The following is a 23,210-nucleotide window of genomic DNA, read 5'->3' on the forward strand; positions in this document are numbered from 1 at the left end:
TTCTATATTTAAATATTCAATTAATGTTCAAAAAGAAAGTCTTAACACCAAAACGGGGCATTGAAACATTGATTCCGGATTTCCCATTGCGTGTACTTATCTTCTTTTTTTCAATACACTTCCCATTCAAATCAACTTCTTCTACATCGGATAATGGCATAGTGAAAGTAACCTTCTGAGGAGTATTATCACCTTCCGCATTAAATAAACGTACCATAACCTTTCCATCCTGTAAGTTAACAGCACTTAACTGATAACCGGTATTCTGTAAGTCAATGAAAGATTTTGATTCCAAATCTACGGAAGAATGAAAAGAAGATAGTAACGGCTCATTCCAACAATCGCTATTTGTAGAAATAGAAGCTTCATCCCATTTTCCACGGTGAGGGATGATAGCATATTTCATCTTCATAGGACCTGTAATTTTATAGTCAGGTCCCCAAAGTCCTCCACCAGAATATTGAGCTGTCAATCCTAACGGATAATCTTCTCCATGAGAATATGAAGTAGTATGATCTGACAATAATGCCAGCGCATAGTCACCTTTCCGCTCTGCCAAATCTACCCAATTAAGAATGACATTATGTTTGATCTGATCCCAAGTATTAAAGAAGGTATTATCCAACTTACTCTCACAAACATCAAACGGAGCATTCTTATAAATACGAGGAGAACGAAGATCTACCGGAAATAAAACGCTCAGTTTAAACCGATCATCACAATAAGCTCTGCGGTTATCACGCCAATTCTTTTCTTCGTACTCTCCAATGCCTACATTATTTTTCCAGTTAACAGTAAGATCAAAGTCGATTCGTTTTTGTCCACTAACAAGAGTTATGACTTGTGTAAACGGATGCGTAGCTATTTCACCCTCCACTTGTATCCTGGTTTCGTACTCATTATTACTCATTATAGTCATCCGGACAGGAGCTTCCGTAGAAGAATGAAATTTACCTTCTTCATAAAAATACCCTCTCATTTCTCCTAATGAATATTCGCCATTATTTCTAGCGAATTCTTTATTGCCCTCTTTTTTAGCAATCAGACTTTTTATAATTCCTCCCTTCGATAAATCAAAAACGATTTTATACATATCATTTTCGAATACATATTCCCGTCCGCTTACCTTTTTATGTTCTTTATCTCCTGAAAACGCCTTTTTACTTGATTTAGTCTTACGGACAAGGTATGTAGAGTAACCGAAGGGAGGAACATCTGCCATAAATAACAATCTCACTTTACCGTCTTCTCTTTCTAAGGAATAAGCTATCGATTGCTTTTTCCAATTACAAACTTCCAAATCTGAACCTATATAATCACTAGGTAAGATGACACTTACCATTTCTCTTCTTTTCGTGCCAAGAGTGTTATAAACGCGTATATATCTTTCACTGAGAGCCATATTGGTGTTATAAGCTTGCCCCTCTTCATAACTCTGCATAGCGGCATCTGTTATTTCATCTGCAATTTTATTGGTACAACCAGTCCAATGTTTAATTGCATCTGCCCATGTTCCGCTTTTGTCCAATCGATTATACGGCACAATCCATGAATCATGATGTTGTGACAGCATTAAAGTACGCCATGCTTCATCCAGTTCCGCTTGCTTATAACTATATTCATTTTCCCAATGAGCCATCGCGGACATTTTTTCAGCCATCACAATTTTGTTCTCTGATGTACGAACCTCTTGAGCGATTTTTTGTAGTACCTGACTTCCCCACATCAAATTTACATGCATATCTTCTTGCGAAAAATACCAGTTATCATCAGTCTTGCCAATGGAGATATTCTCAATATAATCTCTCCATCTCACATATATAGAATTGTTTTTTGTGTTGTCGCCACTCCCCAACCATGGACCATTTTTCCAACCGGCATCTTGATAGCACATACCTACCGGATGTTTGATTCCTGCATTTCTACATTCTTGCAAATATGCTGTTTCATTGCACCAAGCAGTCGTCTGCCAAGTAGAGTTCTTTTCCAGTTGCTCACAGGCATAACGAGGAACGGTCAGTATGGAAGTTCCATCCTGACCTACCCAATTCACAAGTTCTCCTCCATAGGCACCAGTGTACCCTCCCCAACAAGTATTCGGACACTTTAATACTGCATACTTAAAACCAAACTGCGTAAGAATCTGAGGTAAACAGCTTGTAAAACAAGGTTCTTCCACCGAATAAGTGATAAAATCTACTTCTGGAAAATGTTTATTTATCTTGTTAATACCATATTGAAACTGTCGTATAATACTTTCCCCTGATATATTGTAACAATAAGGCTGTGCATAAGTGGGATTAGTGAACTCTATTTGTTCACCTGTAACCATTCCTTTTAAACGAGCGTATGCTTCAGGAGTCCTCACCCGCACAGTATCCCAGGTTTCAGGTTCTATTTCTAAGCCAATCCTCCATTCCGGATGACAGGATAACTGATCAACTATGAACTGAGTCTTCCATTCTACCGGATAATGACCATAAATACCGCCATGATATCCATCCACAAAATAAACTTGTTGTGAATGCACACATGTACAAATAAAACTTATTAATAATATGATATATATCTTATTCATAGTATTTTAATCAGCCTATGTATTTTTACGCTCCCCTAGGTTACGCATAAATTCCGTTAATTTTCGCTGAGCTAGTTCCTTGTCACCCTCTAAAAGTATCCAATCTAAAAGCGATACCATATTCTGATTTTTAAGAAACTCTTCTCGCAATTCTTCCTTTTTATTTATCTCTGATAACATTTCTTGCCTCTCTTCAGAAGTAAGCTCATCCGTAAAATATTTAGTTAGATCAATTCCCATTCTCTTATCTTTTTATCAAAGAACGATTATCAAGGGAAATACCCCTAAAAACATCTAATAATTTTCCAAAAATCTTATGCAGCAAGACATATACTCAATTTTCCTCTTAACTTTTTCAGTGCAATACTCATTTGACATTCAACCGTATTTACCGATATCCCCAGACGTTCGGAGATTTCCTTATATTTTAGACCATCCATACGACTTAATATAAATATATCGCGACATCGTTTCGGCAAACTATTTATTGCCTTACGAATCAAAGCTTCCGTCTCATTCCCTTCAGATATATTATATATATCAAAACGATCTAAAGATTGCAATTTCAAACTAAGTTCTATTTCAAAAGAAGACTGTACATGTTCTATATACTTCTGTTCAAAAGCTTTGTGCTTCAGGTAATCTAAACATCTGTTTCTTACAAGTCGGAAAAGATAAGCACCCATGTTTTCAATATAGTCTATTGAATCTCGTTTCTCCCACATGTCAGTAAAGACATCTTGAGTTATATTTTCAGCATCTTCTTCCAAGATCACATATTCTCTTGCCAACCGAACCAGTTTAGAATAATAAGTAATATACAATTCTGAAAATTCCATATTTGTTTTTCATTTAGATTAAGTACTCAATTATTAAAAATCTTATACTGCAAATATAGAAATGGAAAATGTATATTTCTTATGTGTGGTAGGCTTTAAAGTAGATGATTTTAAAACCAAAAACCACACAAACACCTATAATCCAACAAATTAACAACCTACCCTTAAAATAGTTTGGTAAACCAAATAGAATTATTTTTGAGACAAAGAACCAAGTTTTTTGACCTCTTCTTCGAAATGATTCCCTTCAAGAATAGACATTCTCTTCACTTTACTTTTATAATTATATATCGTCTGAACAGAATAATGCAAAAAGACAGCAATCTGTCCAACATCTACAATTCCTAAACGCATCAAAGCAAATATACGCAATTCAGTATTCAAACGTTCTTTTTCCGGTTGATATTGTTCCTCCGGTTTCAAGAGTGCATTGAACTCTTCTACAAAATTCGGATATAACTTCAGAAATGCCTTATCAAAATTAAGATATAACTCTTCCAGCTCTTTTTCAAAAGGACGGGAAGATGTTTTATGCAATTCGTCAATCTGCCCTGCTTTTATTTTCCGATTAACATTCCTCCTATATTCATCAAGCTTATTTATATAGACAGCACATTGATTCATAAAGTATCCAATATACTTTTCTTTAATCAGATTAGCCTCATCAAGGTTTTTATTCAATGCTACCAATTCTTCATTCATTACCTTGAGATTCTTTCTAGCTCTTGAAACTGCCTTTGTCTGTTTATACGTAAAATATAGAGTAATGGCAAGGGCTATCGCAAACAAACTGACCAACAATATATAAAAACGAAGATTCTGTTTCTGTTGTTCCAACCGATATAGATAAGTATTTTCTATAATAGGATGAATACGGGCAATCACAGTGTTTTTAAAACGGGAATTATAGAAAATAGCATCATCCAACGCTACTTTTATATAATTATAAGCCCTATTTATATCCCCCTTATGGTAAAGTTTTACCGCCAAACTCAACAATGCTTCATTCTCTTTTACAGCCAGCTTCGTATCTGTTATCGCCGCCAAAATCAAATATTTCTCTTCAACATCAAGATTGCCAACCAATCGGTTAGCTCTCGAAAGTCCCATAGACATCATCGCATATCCATGAGTTTCCGGTTTCTCTTTACTATATATTTTAGTTAATATTGGAATAGCCTCTCTTACACGACCACTCTCCTGAAGTTTAATAGCTTTTTCCTTTAAATACTCATCAGATTTTTCCGGTAAAATGCTCATCACTGTATCACGATACGCTTCCTTCTTCACTATATATTCACTTGAAAACCTTTCATCATCAGTATATTTAATCAGATTTTCATAATATCGAATATTATTCCAGCAATATATAGCTTTCAAATAATCAGGCAAACTACGACATTGAATGGATTTATAAATATCATTAGCCTGGACAAATAGTCCGGACAAAGAATAAACAAAAGCTAATTGAAGTCTACTTTCCAACAAATGCTCTTTATCATTAAGACTTTTAGCTATTTCTATATTTTCTTGTATATATTGTTCTGCAGAATCACAAACAAAAGTACCATATTGCTGAATAATCTCAGCATTCAAACGAAACAAATCCTCCAAAGTCTTTTGCTGCACTTTCTTCAATTTCAAGTCTTTTATGACAGCTTTTTTCTTATCTGTATATACCTGACGTTCAGATATTACTTTGTCTAAAACAGTCAATAATGAATCATTCTCATTACCAGCATAGAGGCGGAAAAAAGAAGTTGTTAAAAACATTACAAACCAAAGTGTGCGTTTCATATCTTATAATCTTAATCTTGCAAAAAAATATATTTTTTACGGGTATTCCATCAAAAAGTGCATAAATCATTACTATTATTACATTTTTTAACTATACATAAAGATAACATAGTACAATAAAAATAGATGTTTGCAATAACTTTCATATGGAGGAAAGAAGATTTCATCACGAGCCACGTTAAAAAATGCTTTTTTGTAATATCGAGTTTGCAAAAAGTATGAATATTAATTCTATATTTGCGGTCATTAAAAGAGAAAGATGAAACAAAGTTTAAAATATGGATTACTCTTGGCATTAGCTTTGCTAATTCACTCTGTCACCAATGAGACAGTGGAAAATATTTGCAAAGCTTCCTACCCGACTTATAGTCAGGAGCAGTGTTCTTTGTCTCAAGAGTCACCTGTACATAATGCACTTGAAAGGCTTTATCATTTTTACTCTACTCAATCTTGCGATATGAGTCATGTGGATGTGGTGCATATTCCGGCAGATAAAAGTATGTTATTACCCATCGCTTATCTCCGCGAACATAAAAAGAGAATAACTCCATCCTATTCTCATTTACCCCACGTTCCAAATTATTTCTATGATCCTATAACCCATTATATTTATGGTCTGAGGAAAATTGTTATTTAACGAACAATTCAATACTAATTCGATTTAACGTTCAGTTTACTTCTTAATCCGGTGGGAATAAGGAGTTTATTGCTTATCTCTTATATAATATTCAATCTAAATAGCTATTGAAATTATGAATTTTACATTGTTAGTTGTTGTTTTACTGACGGCACTTGCTTTTGTTGGTGTAGTTATAGCTCTTTCACGAGCTATCTCACCCCGTTCGTATAACATACAAAAGTTTGAAGCTTATGAATGTGGTATACCAACACGTGGTAAGTCATGGATGCAATTTCGTGTAGGTTACTACCTCTTTGCCATCCTGTTCCTAATGTTCGACGTTGAAACAGCCTTCTTGTTTCCATGGGCAGTAGTCATGCGAGATTTGGGACCACAAGGACTTGTCAGTATTCTTTTCTTCTTTATTATTTTAGTTCTGGGACTTGCTTATGCCTGGAGGAAAGGAGCTTTGGAATGGAAATAACTAAAAAACCAAAAATAAAATCAATTCCTTATGAGGAGTTTATTGACAATGAATCATTGGAAAAATTGGTTCAAGAACTCAATGCAGGAGGAACTAACGTTGCTCTCGGAGTTTTGGATGATTTTATCAACTGGGGACGCAGTAATTCACTGTGGCCACTTACATTTGCCACGAGTTGTTGTGGTATCGAATTTATGGCATTGGGTGCCGCTCGTTACGATATGGCCCGCTTCGGGTTTGAAGTAGCACGTGCCAGTCCACGACAGGCAGATATGATCATGGTTTGCGGAACGATCACCAATAAAATGGCTCCGGTACTGAAACGTTTGTACGATCAGATGCCTGACCCGAAATACGTGATTGCTGTAGGAGGCTGTGCCGTAAGTGGAGGACCTTTCAAGAAATCTTATCATGTAGTAAATGGGATAGATAAAATTCTACCTGTGGACGTATTCATACCAGGATGTCCGCCACGTCCTGAAGCTTTCTACTATGGAATGATGCAGCTACAACGTAAAGTGAAGATAGAGAAATTCTTTGGCGGAACAAACAGAAAAGAAAAGAAACCGGATTACTTAAAAAATGAAGAGTAAGAAATGAAGAATGATGGATGAATTGCGATTTCTAAAACTGTATAGAAGTTCTTCATTCTTAATTCTACATTCTTAATTAAATAGATTTATGCAAGAAATACAATTTATAAAACCAGCAGCACTACACGATGAAATGCTGCGCTTGCGGAAAGAAAAGCAGATGGACTTCCTCGAAAGTCTTACCGGTATGGATTGGGGAATAGCAGACGAAAAAGACACACCGGAAACTTTTCGTGGTCTAGGAGTAGTCTATCATCTCGAATCGACTTCAACCGGCGAACGGATTTCTATTAAAACAGCAACTCTAAACCGAGAAACGCCAGAAATTCCATCGGTCAGCGATATCTGGAAAATAGCTGATTTTTATGAGCGTGAAGTATTTGACTATTATGGAATCGCCTTCATCGGTCATCCTGATATGCGTCGTCTATATCTACGTAACGATTGGGTAGGTTATCCAATGCGTAAAGACAATGACCCGGAAAAAGATAATCCACTCCGTATGGATAATGAAGAGACTTATGATACTACCCAGGAAATAAAACTCAATCCGGATGGTAGTATCAAAAATAAAGAAACAGTATTGTTCGGAGATGAAGAATATGTCGTTAATATTGGGCCTCAGCACCCTGCGACTCATGGTGTGATGCGTTTCCGGGTTTCTTTGGAAGGTGAAATTATTCGCAAAATTGATGCAAACTGTGGTTACATCCACCGGGGCATTGAAAAGATGAATGAAAGTCTTACATATCCGCAAACACTGGCATTAACCGATCGTCTGGATTATTTAGGAGCTCATCAAAATCGCCATGCGCTTTGTATGTGTATCGAGAAAGCAATGGGTATTGAAGTAAGTGAACGTGTACAATACATCCGTACTATTATGGATGAGTTACAACGTATCGATTCTCATTTATTGTTCTACTCCTGTCTGGCTATGGACCTGGGAGCATTGACAGCCTTTTTCTATGGCTTCCGTGATCGTGAAAAGATTCTGGATATCTTCGAAGAGACTACAGGAGGACGACTCATTCAGAATTATAATACTATCGGTGGTGTACAAGCAGATATTCATCCCAACTTTGTAAAGCGGATAAAAGAATTTATTCCTTATCTAAGAGGAATCATCCATGAATACCATGATATTTTCACAGGAAATGTGATTGCACAAAGCCGTCTGAAAGGAGTTGGTGTATTGAGTCGTGAAGATGCCATTTCATTCGGCTGTACCGGAGGTACAGGTCGTGCTTCAGGATGGGCTTGCGATGTACGTAAACGAATCCCGTATGGAGTATATGATAAAGTAGATTTCAAAGAAATCATTTATACTGAAGGAGACTCATTTGCCCGTTACCTGGTACGTATGGATGAAATCATGGAAAGTTTGAACATCATTGAACAACTGATTGATAATATTCCAGAAGGAGCTTATCAAGAAAAGATGAAACCTATTATTCGTGTTCCTGAAGGTAGCTATTATGCAGCTGTAGAAGGAAGTCGTGGAGAATTCGGTGTATTTCTTGAAAGTCATGGAAATAAGATGCCTTACCGTCTACATTACCGTTCCACCGGATTACCACTAGTTGCAGCTATCGACACGATCTGTCGAGGAGCCAAGATCGCTGACCTCATTGCTATTGGAGGAACAATTGACTATGTAGTCCCGGATATTGACAGATGATAATAAACAAAATTCTTAATTTAAGAAATATGTTCGACTTTAGTATAGTAACAAACTGGATACACGAGCTACTCACTTCCGTTATGCCGGAAGGATTGGCTGTTTTTATAGAATGCGTAGTCATCGGCGTATGTATCATTGTGATGTATGCCATCCTCGCTATTATATTGATTTACATGGAACGCAAAGTCTGCGGTTTCTTCCAATGTCGTCTCGGTCCGAACCGTGTCGGTAAATGGGGATCTATCCAAGTACTATGTGACGTTCTGAAAATGCTAACCAAAGAAATCTTCACTCCGAAGGATGCCGATCGCTTCCTTTATAATCTTGCTCCATTCATGGTTATCATTGCCTCCTTCCTGACTTTCGCTTGTCTTCCTTTTAATAAAGGAGCGGAAATATTGAATTTTAATGTGGGAGTATTTTTCCTGTTGGCAGCCTCCAGTATTGGAGTAGTAGGTATTTTGCTAGCCGGCTGGGGCAGTAACAACAAGTTCTCTCTTATCGGAGCCATGCGAAGTGGTGCACAAATCATCAGCTATGAGCTTTCTGTTGGAATGAGTATCATGACAATGGTTGTATTAATGGGAACCATGCAATTCTCCGAAATTGTAGAGAATCAAGCAGATGGTTGGTTCATATTTAAAGGACATATTCCTGCCATCATAGCTTTCATCATTTATCTCATTGCAGGAAATGCGGAATGTAATCGTGGACCGTTCGACCTTCCCGAAGCTGAAAGTGAATTGACGGCGGGATATCATACAGAATATTCCGGTATGCATTTCGGTTTCTTCTATCTTGCCGAGTATTTGAACCTCTTTATAGTTGCCGGTGTGGCAACCACTATTTTTCTTGGGGGATGGATGCCTTTACACATTGTCGGTTTAGATGGATTTAATGCAATAATGGATTATATTCCCGGTTTTATCTGGTTCTTCGGTAAAGCATTCTTTGTTGTATTCCTTTTAATGTGGATCAAGTGGACCTTCCCACGTTTGCGTATCGACCAGATTTTGAATCTGGAATGGAAATATTTGGTTCCCATTTCTATGGTAAACCTATTATTAATGGCATGCTGTGTAGCCTTCGGCTTTCATTTCTAAATGACAAGATGTTATACAGAATCCCCATTCGGAATAATTAATGTAAAACGAGAATTATGGAATATAAAGATCAAAAATATACGTACTTAGGAGGTCTAATGCATGGCATTCATACCCTAGCGACGGGTATGAAGACCAGTATTAAAGTTTACTTCCGTAAAAAAGTAACCGAGCAATATCCCGAGAACCGGAAAGAGCTGAAAATGTTCGACCGTTTTCGTGGTACACTGAACATGCCCCACAATGAAAACAACGAGCATCACTGTATTGCCTGCGGATTATGCCAATCAGCATGTCCAAACGACACTATCAAGATAACAAGTGAAATGATAGAAACGGAAGATGGCAAAAAAAAGAAAATCCTGTCGAAATATGAATACGACTTGGGATCATGTATCTTTTGCCAACTGTGTGTCAATGCCTGTCCACACGACGCTATCACATTCGACCAGAACTTCGAACACGCAGTGTTCGACCGGACAAAACTTGTCCTGCAACTCAACCATAAAGGTAGTAAAGTTATAGAAAAGAAAAAAGAAGTTTAGATATGGGATCAACACTTGAAATAGTAGTATTCTACTTTTTGGCAGTATTTATTATTGCAATGTCCATTATGACAGTGACTACCCAACGTATCGTACGCTCGGCTACCTACCTGCTTTTTACCCTCTTCGGAACAGCAGGAATCTATTTTCTGCTAGGTTACACATTCCTGGGATCTGTTCAGATCATGGTTTACGCCGGTGGTATTGTCGTACTTTATGTATTCTCCATCTTATTAACCAGTGGAGAAGGTGATCGTACAGAGAAAATCAAACGAAGCCGATTTCTGGCAGGACTCTTTACAATGATTGCCGGTGCAGCTATTATTTTGTTTATCACTCTGAAGCACAAATTCCTGCAAACGAATAATTTAGCTCCGCAAGAGATAAATATTCATGCCATCGGTAATGCTTTGTTAAGTAGTGACAAATATGGCTATATATTACCTTTTGAGGCTATCAGTATTTTGTTGCTGGCTTGTATCATCGGAGGTATCATGATTGCACGTAAAAGATAAAACAAGTATTAACTATCAAATAGTAAATTTGAATATGATACACATGGAATATTATCTGGTAGTATCAACTATCATGATGTTTGCAGGAATCTATGGATTCTTTACTCGCCGGAACACACTGGCTATCCTGATTTCTGTCGAGTTAATGCTGAACGCAACAGATATCAATTTTGCTGTGTTCAATCGCTTTCTTTTTCCCGGTGGAACAGAAGGCTATTTCTTTGCATTATTCTCCATTGCCATTTCAGCCGCAGAGACTGCTATCGCAATTGCAATCATGATTAATATTTACCGGAACCTGCGAAGCATCCAAGTACGCAACCTGGATGACTTGAAATGGTAAGGATGAACTCATTAACAATAATAATACTAAGTAATTAAAATAATTTGTATGGAACTAACAATTCTAATACTCCTTCTTCCCTTTCTCTCCTTCCTATTAGTAGGAATCGGAGGTAAATGGATGTCTCACCGGACAGCAGGCATTATAGGTACGCTGGTATTGGGAGCAGTAACTGTACTATCGTACGTCACAGCTTTTCAATATTTCTCCGCACCACGTCTGGAAGATGGAACGTTCGCCACTTTAATACCTTACAATTTTACGTGGCTTCCTTTCACTGAGACTTTACATTTTGATTTGGGCATTTTGCTCGATCCTATATCTGTAATGATGCTGATTGTCATCTCCACCGTATCGCTGATGGTACACATTTACTCTTTCGGCTATATGAAAGGAGAGACCGGATTCCAACGCTATTACGCTTTCCTGTCTTTGTTCACCATGTCAATGCTTGGACTAGTGGTGGCAACCAATATTTTCCAGATGTATTTGTTCTGGGAATTGGTAGGGGTCAGCTCATATTTATTAATCGGTTTCTATTACACCAAACCAGCAGCTATTTCCGCTTCCAAAAAGGCCTTTATCGTAACGCGGTTTGCCGATCTAGGGTTCCTCATCGGTATTCTGATTTACGGATACTATGGAGGTACATTCGGTTTCACTCCGGACACGGTATCAATCATTAGCGGTGGGGCTTCTATGTTGCCTTTGGCATTAGGATTAATGTTTGTAGGTGGTGCGGGAAAAAGTGCAATGTTCCCATTACACATCTGGTTGCCGGATGCAATGGAAGGTCCAACCCCTGTGAGTGCATTGATCCATGCAGCAACAATGGTTGTAGCGGGCGTCTATCTGGTAGCACGTATGTTTCCACTGTTCATTGCTTATGCACCCGACACATTGCACATGGTTGCCTGGGTAGGAGCTTTCACTGCTTTCTATGCAGCAAGTGTAGCTTGCGTACAATCAGACATTAAACGTGTACTTGCCTTTTCTACCATCTCACAAATCGGTTTCATGATGGTAGCATTGGGAGTTTGTACTTCTATGGACCCGCATCACGGAGGATTGGGATACATGGCTTCCATGTTCCATTTGTTTACACACGCCATGTTTAAAGCATTGCTCTTTTTGGGTGCAGGTAGCATTATTCATGCAGTACATTCTAATGAGATGTCTGCTATGGGAGGACTTCGTAAATATATGCCAATCACTCATTGGACATTCCTGATTGCCTGCCTTGCTATTGCCGGCATTCCTCCTTTCTCCGGCTTCTTTTCTAAAGACGAAATCTTAGCCGCCTGTTTTCAATATCATCCTGTGATGGGTTGGGTGATGACTGTTATTGCAGCAATGACAGCTTTTTATATGTTCCGCTTGTATTATGGTATTTTCTGGGGCAAAGAAAACAAAGAAGCACATGCTGCACATACTCCCCACGAAAGTCCATTAGCTATGACTTTCCCACTCATGTTCCTGGCAGTTGTCACTTGTGGGGCAGGCTTCATTCCTTTCGGGCATTTTATCAGTTCGAATGGTGAATCTTACTCCATACATCTGGACCCATCTGTTGCCATTACCAGTGTAGTCATTGCAATCATTTCCATTGCCATAGCCACCTGGATGTATAAGAATGCCAAACAACCGGTTGCAGATACGTTGGCACGCCATTTCAAGAAATTACACAAAGCTGCTTATAACCGTTTTTACATAGACGCTATATACCAGTTTGTCACTCATAAGATCATTTTCCGCTGCATTTCTACTCCTATCGCATGGTGGGATCGTCATGTAGTAGATGGATTCTTTGATTTCCTGGCATGGGCAACTAATACAACAAGCGACGAGATCCGTGGTTTACAGAGTGGTCAGGTACAACAATATGCTTATGTGTTCCTTTGTGGAGCATTGGCACTAATCCTGATACTGGTTCTCTAATCCATAATTAATAATCTATAATTCATAATTATACAAATGAATTTCTTATCAATCTTCGTACTTATTCCTTTATTGATGCTAGCCGGACTATGGGCTGCACGAGGAATTAAAACGATTCGGGGAGTCATGGTCACCGGAGCCTCAGCACTCCTGATTGCTTCTGTGGTACTAACCTTCCTGTATCTGGGAGAACGTAGTGCCGGAAACACGTCAGAGATGTTATTCCGTGCTGACACTGTCTGGTATGCACCCCTTCACATTGCCTACTCTGTGGGGGTCGATGGGATCTCAGTAGCTATGCTATTATTATCTGCTGTGATTGTTTTCACTGGTACATTTGCTTCCTGGCGTTTGCAACCTCTGACTAAAGAATATTTCCTGTGGTTCACACTCTTATCCATGGGAGTTTTCGGATTCTTCATATCCATTGACTTATTCACAATGTTTATGTTTTACGAAATAGCACTTATTCCTATGTACCTTTTAATCGGTGTGTGGGGATCAGGTCGCAAAGAGTATGCTGCCATGAAACTGACGTTGATGTTAATGGGTGGCTCAGCCTTCTTGTTAATTGGTATCCTCGGTATCTATTTTGGTTCAGGGGCAACCACTATGAATATATTGGAAATAGCACAATTGCATAACATACCTTTTGCTCAACAATGTATCTGGTTCCCTCTTACTTTCCTTGGTTTTGGAGTATTGGGAGCACTTTTTCCATTCCATACATGGAGCCCCGACGGTCATGCTTCCGCACCGACTGCGGTATCCATGTTGCATGCGGGAGTATTGATGAAATTAGGAGGTTACGGATGTTTCCGTATTGCTATGTATCTGATGCCGGAAGCAGCTAACGAACTTTCCTGGATCTTCCTTATATTAACAGGTATCTCTGTTGTATATGGTGCATTCTCGGCTTGCGTTCAGACAGACTTGAAATACATCAATGCTTATTCATCCGTATCACACTGCGGTCTAGTACTTTTTGCTATTTTGATGTTGAACCAAACAGCAGCAACCGGAGCTATTCTTCAAATGCTTTCCCATGGTTTGATGACGGCCTTGTTCTTCGCCCTTATCGGTATGATTTACGGACGTACCCATACACGTGATGTCCGGGAACTTTCGGGATTGATGAAAATCATGCCATTCCTTAGTGTATGTTACGTAATTGCAGGTCTTGCCAATCTAGGTTTACCGGGATTAAGCGGATTTATTGCAGAAATGACCATCTTCGTCGGTTCCTTCCAGAATCCGGATATATTCCACCGCACTCTGACTATTATCGCTTGTTCGTCCATCGTCATAACAGCAGTTTATATCCTCCGCCTGGTTGGTAAGATTTTATATGGTACCTGTACAAACAAACACCATCTTGAACTAACAGATGCAACATGGGACGAGCGTGTTGCTGTTATCTGCCTGATTGTTTGTGTAGCCGGATTAGGTATGGCTCCTTTCTGGGTTAGCCATATGATTGGTGAAAGTGTATTACCTGTTATTTCTCAACTGGTACCTTAATTCATAATTCTTAATTCATAAATCAGACAAAATGGATTATTCACAATTTCTACATATGCGAGAAGAGTTGTCACTCATAGCCGTATTACTTATTTTATTTCTGGCTGACCTCTTCATGAGTCCGGACGCACATAAAAAAGACGGTAAAGCACAATTAAATACGATGCTCCCTGTTATATTGATGGCTATTCACACGGTTATCAACTTTGTTCCGGGCACTACTGCCGATATCTTCGGTGGTATGTATCATTATGTTCCAATGCACACAGTCATCAAATCAATTCTGAATGTTGGTACACTGATTGTATTTCTGATGGCACACGAATGGATGAAGCGTGAGGATACTTCTTTCAAACAAGGTGAGTTTTATGTACTTACACTTTCTACCCTGTTTGGTATGTATCTCATGATCTCTGCCGGACACTTCCTGATGTTCTTCATCGGATTAGAGACAGCTTCTATCCCTATGGCCGCGTTGATCGCCTTTGACAAATACCGCCACAACTCAGCAGAAGCCGGAGCTAAGTATATTCTAACTGCTCTTTTCTCTAGTGCTCTGCTACTATTTGGTCTTTCTATGATCTACGGTTCGGCAGGAACACTTTATTTTGATGATCTCCCTGCTCATATCAACGGCAATGCACTGCAAATAATGGCTTTTGTTTTCTTCTTCACCGGTATGGCATTCAAACTCTCATTGGTTCCATTCCATCTTTGGACAGCTGATGTATACGAAGGAGCACCAAGTACCGTAACCGCTTACTTAAGCGTTATTTCAAAAGGATCAGCTGCATTTGTATTACTGACTGTCCTTATCAAAGTATTTGCTCCAATGATTAATGACTGGCAGGAAGTACTTTATTGGGTCATCATTGCAACCATAACCATTGCTAACATTTTCGCTGTTCGCCAGCAGAATCTGAAACGCTTGATGGCTTTCTCCAGTATATCACAAGCTGGATATATCATGTTAGATGTGATTGGGGGTACGGCACAAGGAATGACTGCTTTAGTTTATTATGTATTAGTTTATGCTGCTGCCAACCTTGGTGTATTTGCAGTAATTACTATTATAGCATTACGCAGCGAAAAGTTCACACTGGAGGATTACCAAGGATTATACAAAACAAACCCAAAGATTGCTTTCCTGATGACTATATCTCTGTTTTCTTTAGCTGGTATTCCGCCATTTGCAGGATTCTTTTCTAAATTCTTCATATTTATGGCTGCTTTCGATGCAGGATTCCATCTGCTAGTATTCATAGCACTAATTAATACAGTCATTTCATTATACTATTACTTATTAATCATTAAAGCAATGTATATTACTCCTTCCGATAATCCTATTCCCACTTTCCATAGTGACCGTTGCACTAAATGGGGATTAGCCCTTTGCACTTTAGGTATCATTGGTTTGGGCATTGCAAGTATTGTATACCAATCAATTGATAAACTATCGTTCGGAATATGATAATAGCCATCATTTCTTAAAAAAACGGGCCCGGTTAATCCAACCAAGCCCGTTTTTTTATAAGAAGTATCAAATAATTCTATTCCATTTCTGAATCTGCCGGATAAGGATGAGTAAACCAGAAACGAGAACCTTTACCTAGTTCGGAATCTACCCCAATTCGCCCACCCAATTGTTCCACGATACTCTGACAGATAGAAAGTCCAAGCCCAGTACCATGCACAAAAGAATCAAGTTTCACAAAACGTTCGAAGACAGCCCTTAGATGTTCTTTATCAATACCTACTCCTGTATCTTGCACATAGAATTCTAGTTCGTCTCCTTTCAATTCATAACCGACACAAATACTTCCCTTTGAAGTAAATTTTATGGCATTATTAACAAAGTTAGAAATTACTTGGTGTAAGCGGTTTCGGTCACTAGTTATATGATAATGGGGAAGATTCGAATCAAAAATCAGTTTTACACCCTCTTTGACTTTCATTTGCATGGAAAGCACAATGTCTTCGCACATCATATTCACGTCCACGTCACCATTGGTAAACTCAAAAGTACCTGCCTCAATCTTCGACAGATCTAGTATGTCAGTAATTAGCTGTAGAAGCAAATCATTATTTTCACGTACTATCTTTACATACTCTTTTCTTTCATCCAAATCCTCCGCATCAACCAACAAATCGGAGAAACCGACAATGGCATTCAAAGGAGTACGGATCTCATGGCTCATATTAGCAAGGAAAGCACTCTTAAGACGATCCATCGTTTCAGCTTTATCACGTGCCTGAATGAGCTCCTTTTCCGTTTCCTTCAACTCTGTAATATCATAGTTGATACCTATAATCTCTATTTCATTCTCTTCTGGTTTATAAGTAGTCACCACCACATGCATCCTCACCCAATTCCATTGATCTCTCGTACCGGGACGACGAACCCGCATTTCCGCTTTAAAATTCTTTGCTGTTCCTTTTTTAACATCCTCATAAAAGCTAAGAATACACTTCCGGTCTTCCGGATGCATCTTGCTATATACACCCACGACATCACTTAAAGGTATCTCTTCATCTTCCCCCATATTCTTATACCACTGCTTGATGGCATAACCTTTCCGGTCAATAAGATTCAATTTGGCATAGCCTACCTTAGCATAATCCGAAATCAACAAAAAGAAATTCTCAAAATCACGAATACGCTTCATCGCATCCATGCGTTCTGTATTATCAATACTAATCAGAATATATCCGTTAAAGTTCCCTTCACTATCATATATCTTACTAACTTTCGTATATAAATCTATGACATTAAAGCGTTTTGTATGATAATAATCGCCAACTTGATCGAAAGAGTAGTTCAAACGAAACTCTACCAAATCTTCATTTCTCACTCGTTCACGAATATCCTGAGGGACATTGGGATTATTAAAAAAGTTCACGCCCAAAGCATCTGACTTTTCATTTAGCCCAAATATTTCCAAATCTTTATTATTCATGTCGAGCAAGACTCCATCTTTGTCATAAATTTCCACACCCGCCGGAATGTTGGCAAAAATATTCTTGAAAAGTTTCTCACTACGGTCTAATGCCCGGTTAGCTTTCACAGCCTCTGTAGAATCAAGAAATAGTCCTACCACCTCGTCTTTTTCAGGGGAATAAACTATCCAATGCGTATAAATTCCGGTTCTCGGAAAGTATTCATCAAATTCATTAAACGTTTTTAATTCCAGAATCTTCAATAAGTCCGCCAATTTACGACTATGCTGAGTATGTATCTCTGAAGCTCTTAATCCTATATATTTCTCACTGGGAATACCAAATATTCTAGAACTGATTTCATTAGCATCCGTTACCCGGTAGTCACACGGGACATCATTTTCGTCACAGACAATAGATAGCCTTACATATCCCATCGGCATATATGAGAACAAATTACGCAAAAAAGATTGTTCACGCGTAATATTATCTTTTGCTTTACGCAATTCCATACAGATACTGACGATATTAGCCAAGGATGCGAACCATTGATAATCTTCATTGCTCCATTCTCTGTAAGAGCCCACTAAATCTATTCCCATAAATCCCCAAACATGATCACCTGCTATTAAAGGAGTAACCATCAATGAACAAATATCCTGTTTCGAAAGAATATTATATTCATCTGCAGCCTCTTCCGGCAATTGACGTAAAGAGTCTAAGATAATCGGTTTATAGGATAACATTTGTTTTGTCCACCATCTAGCTTTACTACAAGGAATTGATTTTAAATAATCTTTTTCCTCAGTTATACCTTTTGATACAACTTCATATGTACAACTATGACAACTATACTTTTCATTATATTCAAATATATATACACGTCCACCTTCATAAAGCTCCAACACATCCTTTAGAATCTCCATTACACATTCTTCAGTTTCTTCATCTTGAAGAAATCGCAACAAAGACCGAGAAATAGAATTCTGCTGCCGTATCAAATTATTAACACGAAGTAACGCTTTTTTATTATCTATATTTTCCGGTGATTCTACCCGTTGAATCACCCCAAAAGATTTATCTCCTCCGTCTGCACCAGTACCTTTCTCACGTTCTGCCAGACGCGTGTGCAACCAAACTTCACCATATTTAGAATAAATGGGAAATGTTTGCTCATAGAAATTCTTATGAATAGACTTATTCGCTTGAAATTCACGAACTACTTGTTCACGGTAATCCTCACGAATCATTTTCTGGAAATCCTGAAAAGAGATAGTATCTCCATCTAAATCCAAAAGATCACAGAGAAAATCAGAACACAAATAATGCCCTGCTGCAAAATCTGCTTCCCACCATCCAATCTGGGCCAAGGAAGACATTTTGCGATATCGTTCATAGTTTGTTTGCATGCCTTTATTTAATTAACCAGAAACTTAGCAAATGTACATAAAATATTTCGATCGTAATGCTATTCTTTTAGAAAACAAAGGTTTCTCTTTTTTTAATAAAAAATGGCAGAAGCTATATAAACGACTTCTGCCATTCCATTCTAGACTATTCCTATAGCCTGATATATTCCTAATGATTTTAAGATCAATGAACTAAAATTGGAAAAGTATAGTTTGTCCAGTCAAACACAGAAATAGCGGCACCCGTACAAGAATTATTTGCAGCTACATTAGCAGTTCCATTAAGTACTTTATCGTGAACCGTAAAAGTTGAAGCAAGAGTATAAGTGATAGATGATGTCACATTTCCATCCCCTTTACTATCGGTCATATCAATCAAATCTTGTGTTCCTCCTGTACCGGCAATCAATACATTTGAAATAGTAGCTTTTGCACCACGCCGAATTTTGATAACATCTACCATACGATCTACTTTATTTTGCGTATCAGCAGCATTATTTACGATTGTCATATTCTCAACTATAAAATTCGCTTGTCTCAAATGGTCTTCTCCATCACCATCCAGGTTACCATCAGCTTCAATTCCACGCGGATCATCTTCCGTACTGGTATACCGGTTCTCCCAAATTCCATAACAATTGCTCAACTTACCACTATATCCTTGTGTAAAGTCAAACATATCATCATCAGGATTCACAGCTAAGAGGTTAGTGATATCTACTGTACCACCGAAAAATTCGACAGCATCATCCGCACTTTCCAGAATATAAATATTATCAATCTTTGTTCCGTTACCGACACCATTCAAGGTCAGTCCATTATGCTCGATATTCTCAGTAGAACGTGCACCGGCATAGCAAATCTTCACATAGGTCAATGAACCGGAATTGTCATTGGTAATACTACCACCATACTGATAGTCATTATTAATCTCAGTTAATCCCAAGTCACTTGCATTCTGGCTGATACCGGAAATCGGTGCTTTACCATTAATAATTACTCCTCCCCAATAACCGGAAGATGGCTGAACAGCATCTGCGGTAAAAGTGATTGGCTTTTCCTTTGTACCATTTGCGTAGATTCTACCACCTTGTGTAACCAATAGATAATTGCCAAAACCTTGTTTGGCTTTAATTGTCGTACCTGCCGGAATGGTTAATACTCCTCCATCTGCAATAATCAAAGATCCGTCTAGATAATACTCTTTCGCCTCCAAGATTTCATTCTCTGTCAATGTTCCTCTTAATGTATTACCATTGACAACAATTGAAGTTTCCGGTTTATCACCATTGTTATCATCACTCCCACAAGAAGTCAATACTAATGTCGTTGCTGCAACAGCAACTACCATAAAATTTAAAAACAGTCTTTTCATTTCCTTTAATATTAGTTATTATTGATACTGCTTAGAAGATATACGAAACTCCTAAGCTAATATTTATTCCTTTTTTGTAGTTACCTAATACAACCTTATCTCCGCCTTCATTTGCCTTACGAACTAATTTATGAGCAGGATTCAATAAGTTTCGGGCTTTTAGATTAAGTGAGACATGTTTATTCAGTCTTGCCTGCGATACAAAATCAAGTGTAACTAAGCTATTCTCCATAATATCCTGAAAACCTTGAGTACCTATAGTATATACTTTCTCGCCAATATAATTTAGGATCAATGTATTTACAAGACTAAAATCACCCTTTGCATAATTATAAGATAAATCGAAATTAGCAATCCAAGGAGCAGCACCTTCTAACTGAGAACCAGTTGTAACTGTTGCCAAAGGCATTTTAGCATTCGTATATATATAGGAAGTATTTAGTCCAAGAGAAAGGCGATTTGCTCCATCACCATTCACCCCAATCGAATGCGTAAAGATATTCTTACGTACCTCTATTTCTGCTCCTGCTACAGTTGCGTGATCTGCAATATTTTCATACGAAAGGTATCCACCGGCACTTGCCACCTCAATTCTGGAAATAGGATTCTTAATGTATTTATAAAAAGCAGTTAATGAAATTAGTTCCGTCGGTGTAGGATTAAAATCCCATTTCAAATCTACATTGTAATTATCCGAAGGCTTTAGTTTCGTATTTCCCTGACTACTAAAATTAACTCCTACATAACGATAAGGTGAAATTTCTTTAGATTGTGGTAAAGTATATGTCTTACTTGCTCCCAGACGCAAAGAGTTCTTTGCATTCAGGTTATATTTCAAATTCAAGCTTGGTAGGAAGTAGTTCTTCTCAATCTTATTGGAACCTTTCGAACCACCTTTATTCACATCATAATCTACCTGTATATCAATATTATCATATTTCACTCCTACATTAGCAATCCAACGAGAAGAAAATTGATAAGTAAACTCTGTATATAGTGAATGAATATACTTCTTCACATCATATATATCAATATTCTTCTGTAATCCAAACCTTCCATTCAAAAGATTCTCCTGTGTATAATAATCATCCAATACTATTTCTGTCAACGAGCTGAAATGACCAGAGGAATATGTTGGCATATTATATTCTGTCGATTCAAAATTATCATCTACTATTCGCCCAATATATCCTAAACGGATACTAGAGATTTCTTCAATATTATCTCTCAAACGATATACAAAACCTGTTTTTATATTTAGATCCCCTTCATTCAAGGAAGAAAAATATCGTTGTTGTGAATTTCCACGAAGTAATGAGTAACCATCTGACGACTTAGTTATATTGTTGATTCGACGATCTGGTTCATTGCCGTTTACGAGGTTATAAGAAATGCCTGCATCAAGACTTAATTCTTTTGTCACCCCCCAGTTAGTCATCAATTGATTGACAAGTAACCAATTATCATTTGTTTGTTGGCGACGGGTAAAGCCGACATTACCTTGATCATCGTCAAATATCGAGTTTTTACCGTCATAATCACCAACGGATTGCGTATTAGCATGTATCATCATAAAATTATAACCCAAATGATGACGATTTCGTATATCATAATCCACATTAGCTAATGCTAACTGATTAATATTTTCAACATACTTTTTACCAACCATATCTTTATAAATAGTACCGCTAGTGGTCGTATTACGTATACTTTCTTCTTTAAACTGGTAATCAATGGTATGTCCGGCAGTCACAAAAAAGGAAAGAGGGTTCTTATCTTTTCCTATATAAAAACGTTTTCCACCTGAAACACTATAACTTCGGTTTATCTGAAGGTTTTGTTTTGAAGGATCCAGCTTGTTCTTAAACTCCCAACTAGTTTCATTAGCTGGCTGTTTATCGTCAGCTAATCCCATAAAATTAACTCCATTGAGTTTAAGAAAATCGGCTGATACTGTTTGTGTATTTATACCGCCTGAAATACCTACACCTATATTCTTATTACCAATCAATTCTTTGGATACGATATCAATGGTTGCTCCACTGACATCACTGCTGCCTCCAGCACTAAAAACTTTATTGACACCTACAGACTGAATGATATCCGTACCAAAGAAATCAAGAGAAATGTTCTTATATTCGGGGTCTTCGGATGGGACTGCAAATCCATTGAAAGTAGTCGAATTATAACGATCACCCAACCCACGCACGAAAACATTCTTCACTCCTTCTTGTTTGGATATTCCCGAAACTTTTGTTACGGCTCCTTCCGCATCTGAAACTCCTTTACGTGAAAGTTCTTTTACTCCGACAGACTGTACGGCAATAACAGCTTTTTGTTGTTCAAGTAACAACATATTTTCATTTTCACGATTTTTTTTAGCAACGACCACAACATCAGAGAGTTCAAGTGCATCTGTTTCCAATTCTAAATTCAGGATTACTAATTTCCCATTCTCCACATGTACCTTGCGACATATTTCAGTTTTGTATCCCACATATTTGATTTCAACATCATACATACCTTCCAGAACTCCCATTCCATTCAGTTCAAAATTACCTTCTAGGTCGGTAACTGTACCTGCATGAGTACCTACTAAGCGTATGGTCGCTCCAATCAGAGGCTCTTTAGAAAGTTTGTCTTTTACGACACCTTTAATTTTGATATTTGCAGCCAAAGCAGGAAGTGCACATAATATGCAAAAGAAGGCTACAACGGAAAGTCTAATAAGAAATAGTTTTTTCATCGAACTTTGCTATACGTTTTAATTACGGCAGCAAAGATATAGGGGCAGCATTACAAAAATAATACAAACCAAATACAATAAATTGAAATAGCAGTTTCAAGTCTGTTGCATATTTGCAATAAGACCAAAAACTGCTATTATATTATACATTAACTATAATACGAATATAAAATTGAAGTTTCTT

At 37.8% G+C, this 23,210-nt stretch carries 18 protein-coding genes; 11 read left to right on the top strand and 7 right to left on the bottom strand.

Annotated elements, in window-relative coordinates; genetic code table 11:
- Positions 1-16: 16 nt before the first annotated feature.
- The 4 genes from CZ225_RS20100 to CZ225_RS20115 form a co-directional block, all read right to left on the bottom strand.
- On the bottom strand, positions 17-2,578 hold the full coding sequence (locus CZ225_RS20100) for a glycoside hydrolase family 38 N-terminal domain-containing protein (RefSeq protein ID WP_077155215.1): 2,562 nt from the start codon (positions 2,576-2,578) through the stop codon (positions 17-19).
- Positions 2,579-2,593: 15 nt separating this feature from the next.
- On the bottom strand, positions 2,594-2,818 hold the full coding sequence (locus CZ225_RS20105) for a hypothetical protein (protein WP_077155216.1): 225 nt from the start codon (positions 2,816-2,818) through the stop codon (positions 2,594-2,596).
- A 74-nt stretch (positions 2,819-2,892) separates the two neighbouring features.
- The gene (locus CZ225_RS20110; RefSeq protein WP_077155217.1) at positions 2,893-3,417 is read right to left on the bottom strand and encodes an RNA polymerase sigma-70 factor; all 525 of its coding nucleotides are present in this window, start codon (positions 3,415-3,417) and stop codon (positions 2,893-2,895) included.
- Positions 3,418-3,609: 192 nt separating this feature from the next.
- Positions 3,610-5,214: a DUF6377 domain-containing protein gene (locus CZ225_RS20115; RefSeq protein ID WP_077155218.1), complete on the bottom strand. Its 1,605-nt coding sequence runs from the start codon at positions 5,212-5,214 to the stop codon at positions 3,610-3,612.
- A 259-nt stretch (positions 5,215-5,473) separates the two neighbouring features.
- Here CZ225_RS20115 and CZ225_RS20120 point away from each other — a divergent pair, with 259 nt between their 5' ends.
- The 11 genes from CZ225_RS20120 to CZ225_RS20170 all read left to right on the top strand — a co-directional run bounded on the left by CZ225_RS20120 (position 5,474) and on the right by CZ225_RS20170 (position 16,030).
- Complete coding sequence (locus tag CZ225_RS20120; RefSeq protein WP_077155219.1) at positions 5,474-5,851, top strand: hypothetical protein; 378 nt, start codon at positions 5,474-5,476, stop codon at positions 5,849-5,851.
- A gap of 115 nt (positions 5,852-5,966) precedes the next feature.
- Positions 5,967-6,317, top strand: a complete 351-nt coding sequence (locus CZ225_RS20125; protein WP_077155220.1) for an NADH-quinone oxidoreductase subunit A — start codon at positions 5,967-5,969, stop codon at positions 6,315-6,317.
- Positions 6,308-6,910 (top strand): NADH-quinone oxidoreductase subunit B, encoded by a 603-nt coding sequence (locus CZ225_RS20130; protein WP_077155221.1) that lies wholly within the window; start codon positions 6,308-6,310, stop codon positions 6,908-6,910. Before CZ225_RS20125 ends, CZ225_RS20130 begins: the two co-directional genes overlap by 10 nt.
- Before the next feature lie 88 nt (positions 6,911-6,998).
- The gene (locus CZ225_RS20135; RefSeq protein ID WP_077155222.1) at positions 6,999-8,591 is read left to right on the top strand and encodes an NADH-quinone oxidoreductase subunit D; all 1,593 of its coding nucleotides are present in this window, start codon (positions 6,999-7,001) and stop codon (positions 8,589-8,591) included.
- A 29-nt stretch (positions 8,592-8,620) separates the two neighbouring features.
- Positions 8,621-9,697: an NADH-quinone oxidoreductase subunit NuoH gene (gene nuoH, locus CZ225_RS20140; RefSeq protein ID WP_025074752.1), complete on the top strand. Its 1,077-nt coding sequence runs from the start codon at positions 8,621-8,623 to the stop codon at positions 9,695-9,697.
- A gap of 56 nt (positions 9,698-9,753) precedes the next feature.
- On the top strand, positions 9,754-10,242 hold the full coding sequence (locus CZ225_RS20145) for a 4Fe-4S binding protein (RefSeq protein WP_077155223.1): 489 nt from the start codon (positions 9,754-9,756) through the stop codon (positions 10,240-10,242).
- A 2-nt stretch (positions 10,243-10,244) separates the two neighbouring features.
- Positions 10,245-10,757 carry an NADH-quinone oxidoreductase subunit J family protein gene (locus tag CZ225_RS20150; RefSeq protein WP_077155224.1) on the top strand — a complete coding sequence of 171 codons (513 nt, stop codon included), beginning with the start codon at positions 10,245-10,247 and terminating at the stop codon, positions 10,755-10,757.
- A gap of 34 nt (positions 10,758-10,791) precedes the next feature.
- The gene (gene nuoK / locus CZ225_RS20155) at positions 10,792-11,100 is read left to right on the top strand and encodes an NADH-quinone oxidoreductase subunit NuoK (RefSeq protein ID WP_025074755.1); all 309 of its coding nucleotides are present in this window, start codon (positions 10,792-10,794) and stop codon (positions 11,098-11,100) included.
- A gap of 48 nt (positions 11,101-11,148) precedes the next feature.
- Entirely contained in the window at positions 11,149-13,038 is a 1,890-nt protein-coding gene (gene nuoL / locus CZ225_RS20160) for an NADH-quinone oxidoreductase subunit L (protein ID WP_077155225.1), read from the top strand.
- Between the two features lie 36 nt (positions 13,039-13,074).
- On the top strand, positions 13,075-14,559 hold the full coding sequence (locus CZ225_RS20165) for a complex I subunit 4 family protein (protein ID WP_077155226.1): 1,485 nt from the start codon (positions 13,075-13,077) through the stop codon (positions 14,557-14,559).
- Positions 14,560-14,590: 31 nt separating this feature from the next.
- A complete protein-coding gene (locus CZ225_RS20170) occupies positions 14,591-16,030 on the top strand; it encodes an NADH-quinone oxidoreductase subunit N (RefSeq protein ID WP_077155227.1) in 1,440 nt (479 codons plus the stop codon).
- A gap of 79 nt (positions 16,031-16,109) precedes the next feature.
- Here CZ225_RS20170 and CZ225_RS20175 read toward each other — a convergent pair whose 3' ends face one another.
- The 3 genes from CZ225_RS20175 to CZ225_RS20185 form a co-directional block, all read right to left on the bottom strand.
- The gene (locus tag CZ225_RS20175) at positions 16,110-18,905 is read right to left on the bottom strand and encodes a sensor histidine kinase (RefSeq protein ID WP_077155228.1); all 2,796 of its coding nucleotides are present in this window, start codon (positions 18,903-18,905) and stop codon (positions 16,110-16,112) included.
- 184 nt (positions 18,906-19,089) lie between these two features.
- Entirely contained in the window at positions 19,090-20,280 is a 1,191-nt protein-coding gene (locus CZ225_RS20180) for a hypothetical protein (RefSeq protein ID WP_077155229.1), read from the bottom strand.
- Positions 20,281-20,311: 31 nt separating this feature from the next.
- Positions 20,312-23,026, bottom strand: coding sequence for a TonB-dependent receptor (locus tag CZ225_RS20185; protein ID WP_077155230.1), 2,715 nt, complete (start codon positions 23,024-23,026; stop codon positions 20,312-20,314).
- Between the last annotated feature and the right edge of the window lie 184 nt (positions 23,027-23,210).

Source organism: Bacteroides bouchesdurhonensis (assembly GCF_900155865.1).
GTDB lineage: Bacteria > Bacteroidota > Bacteroidia > Bacteroidales > Bacteroidaceae > Bacteroides > Bacteroides bouchesdurhonensis.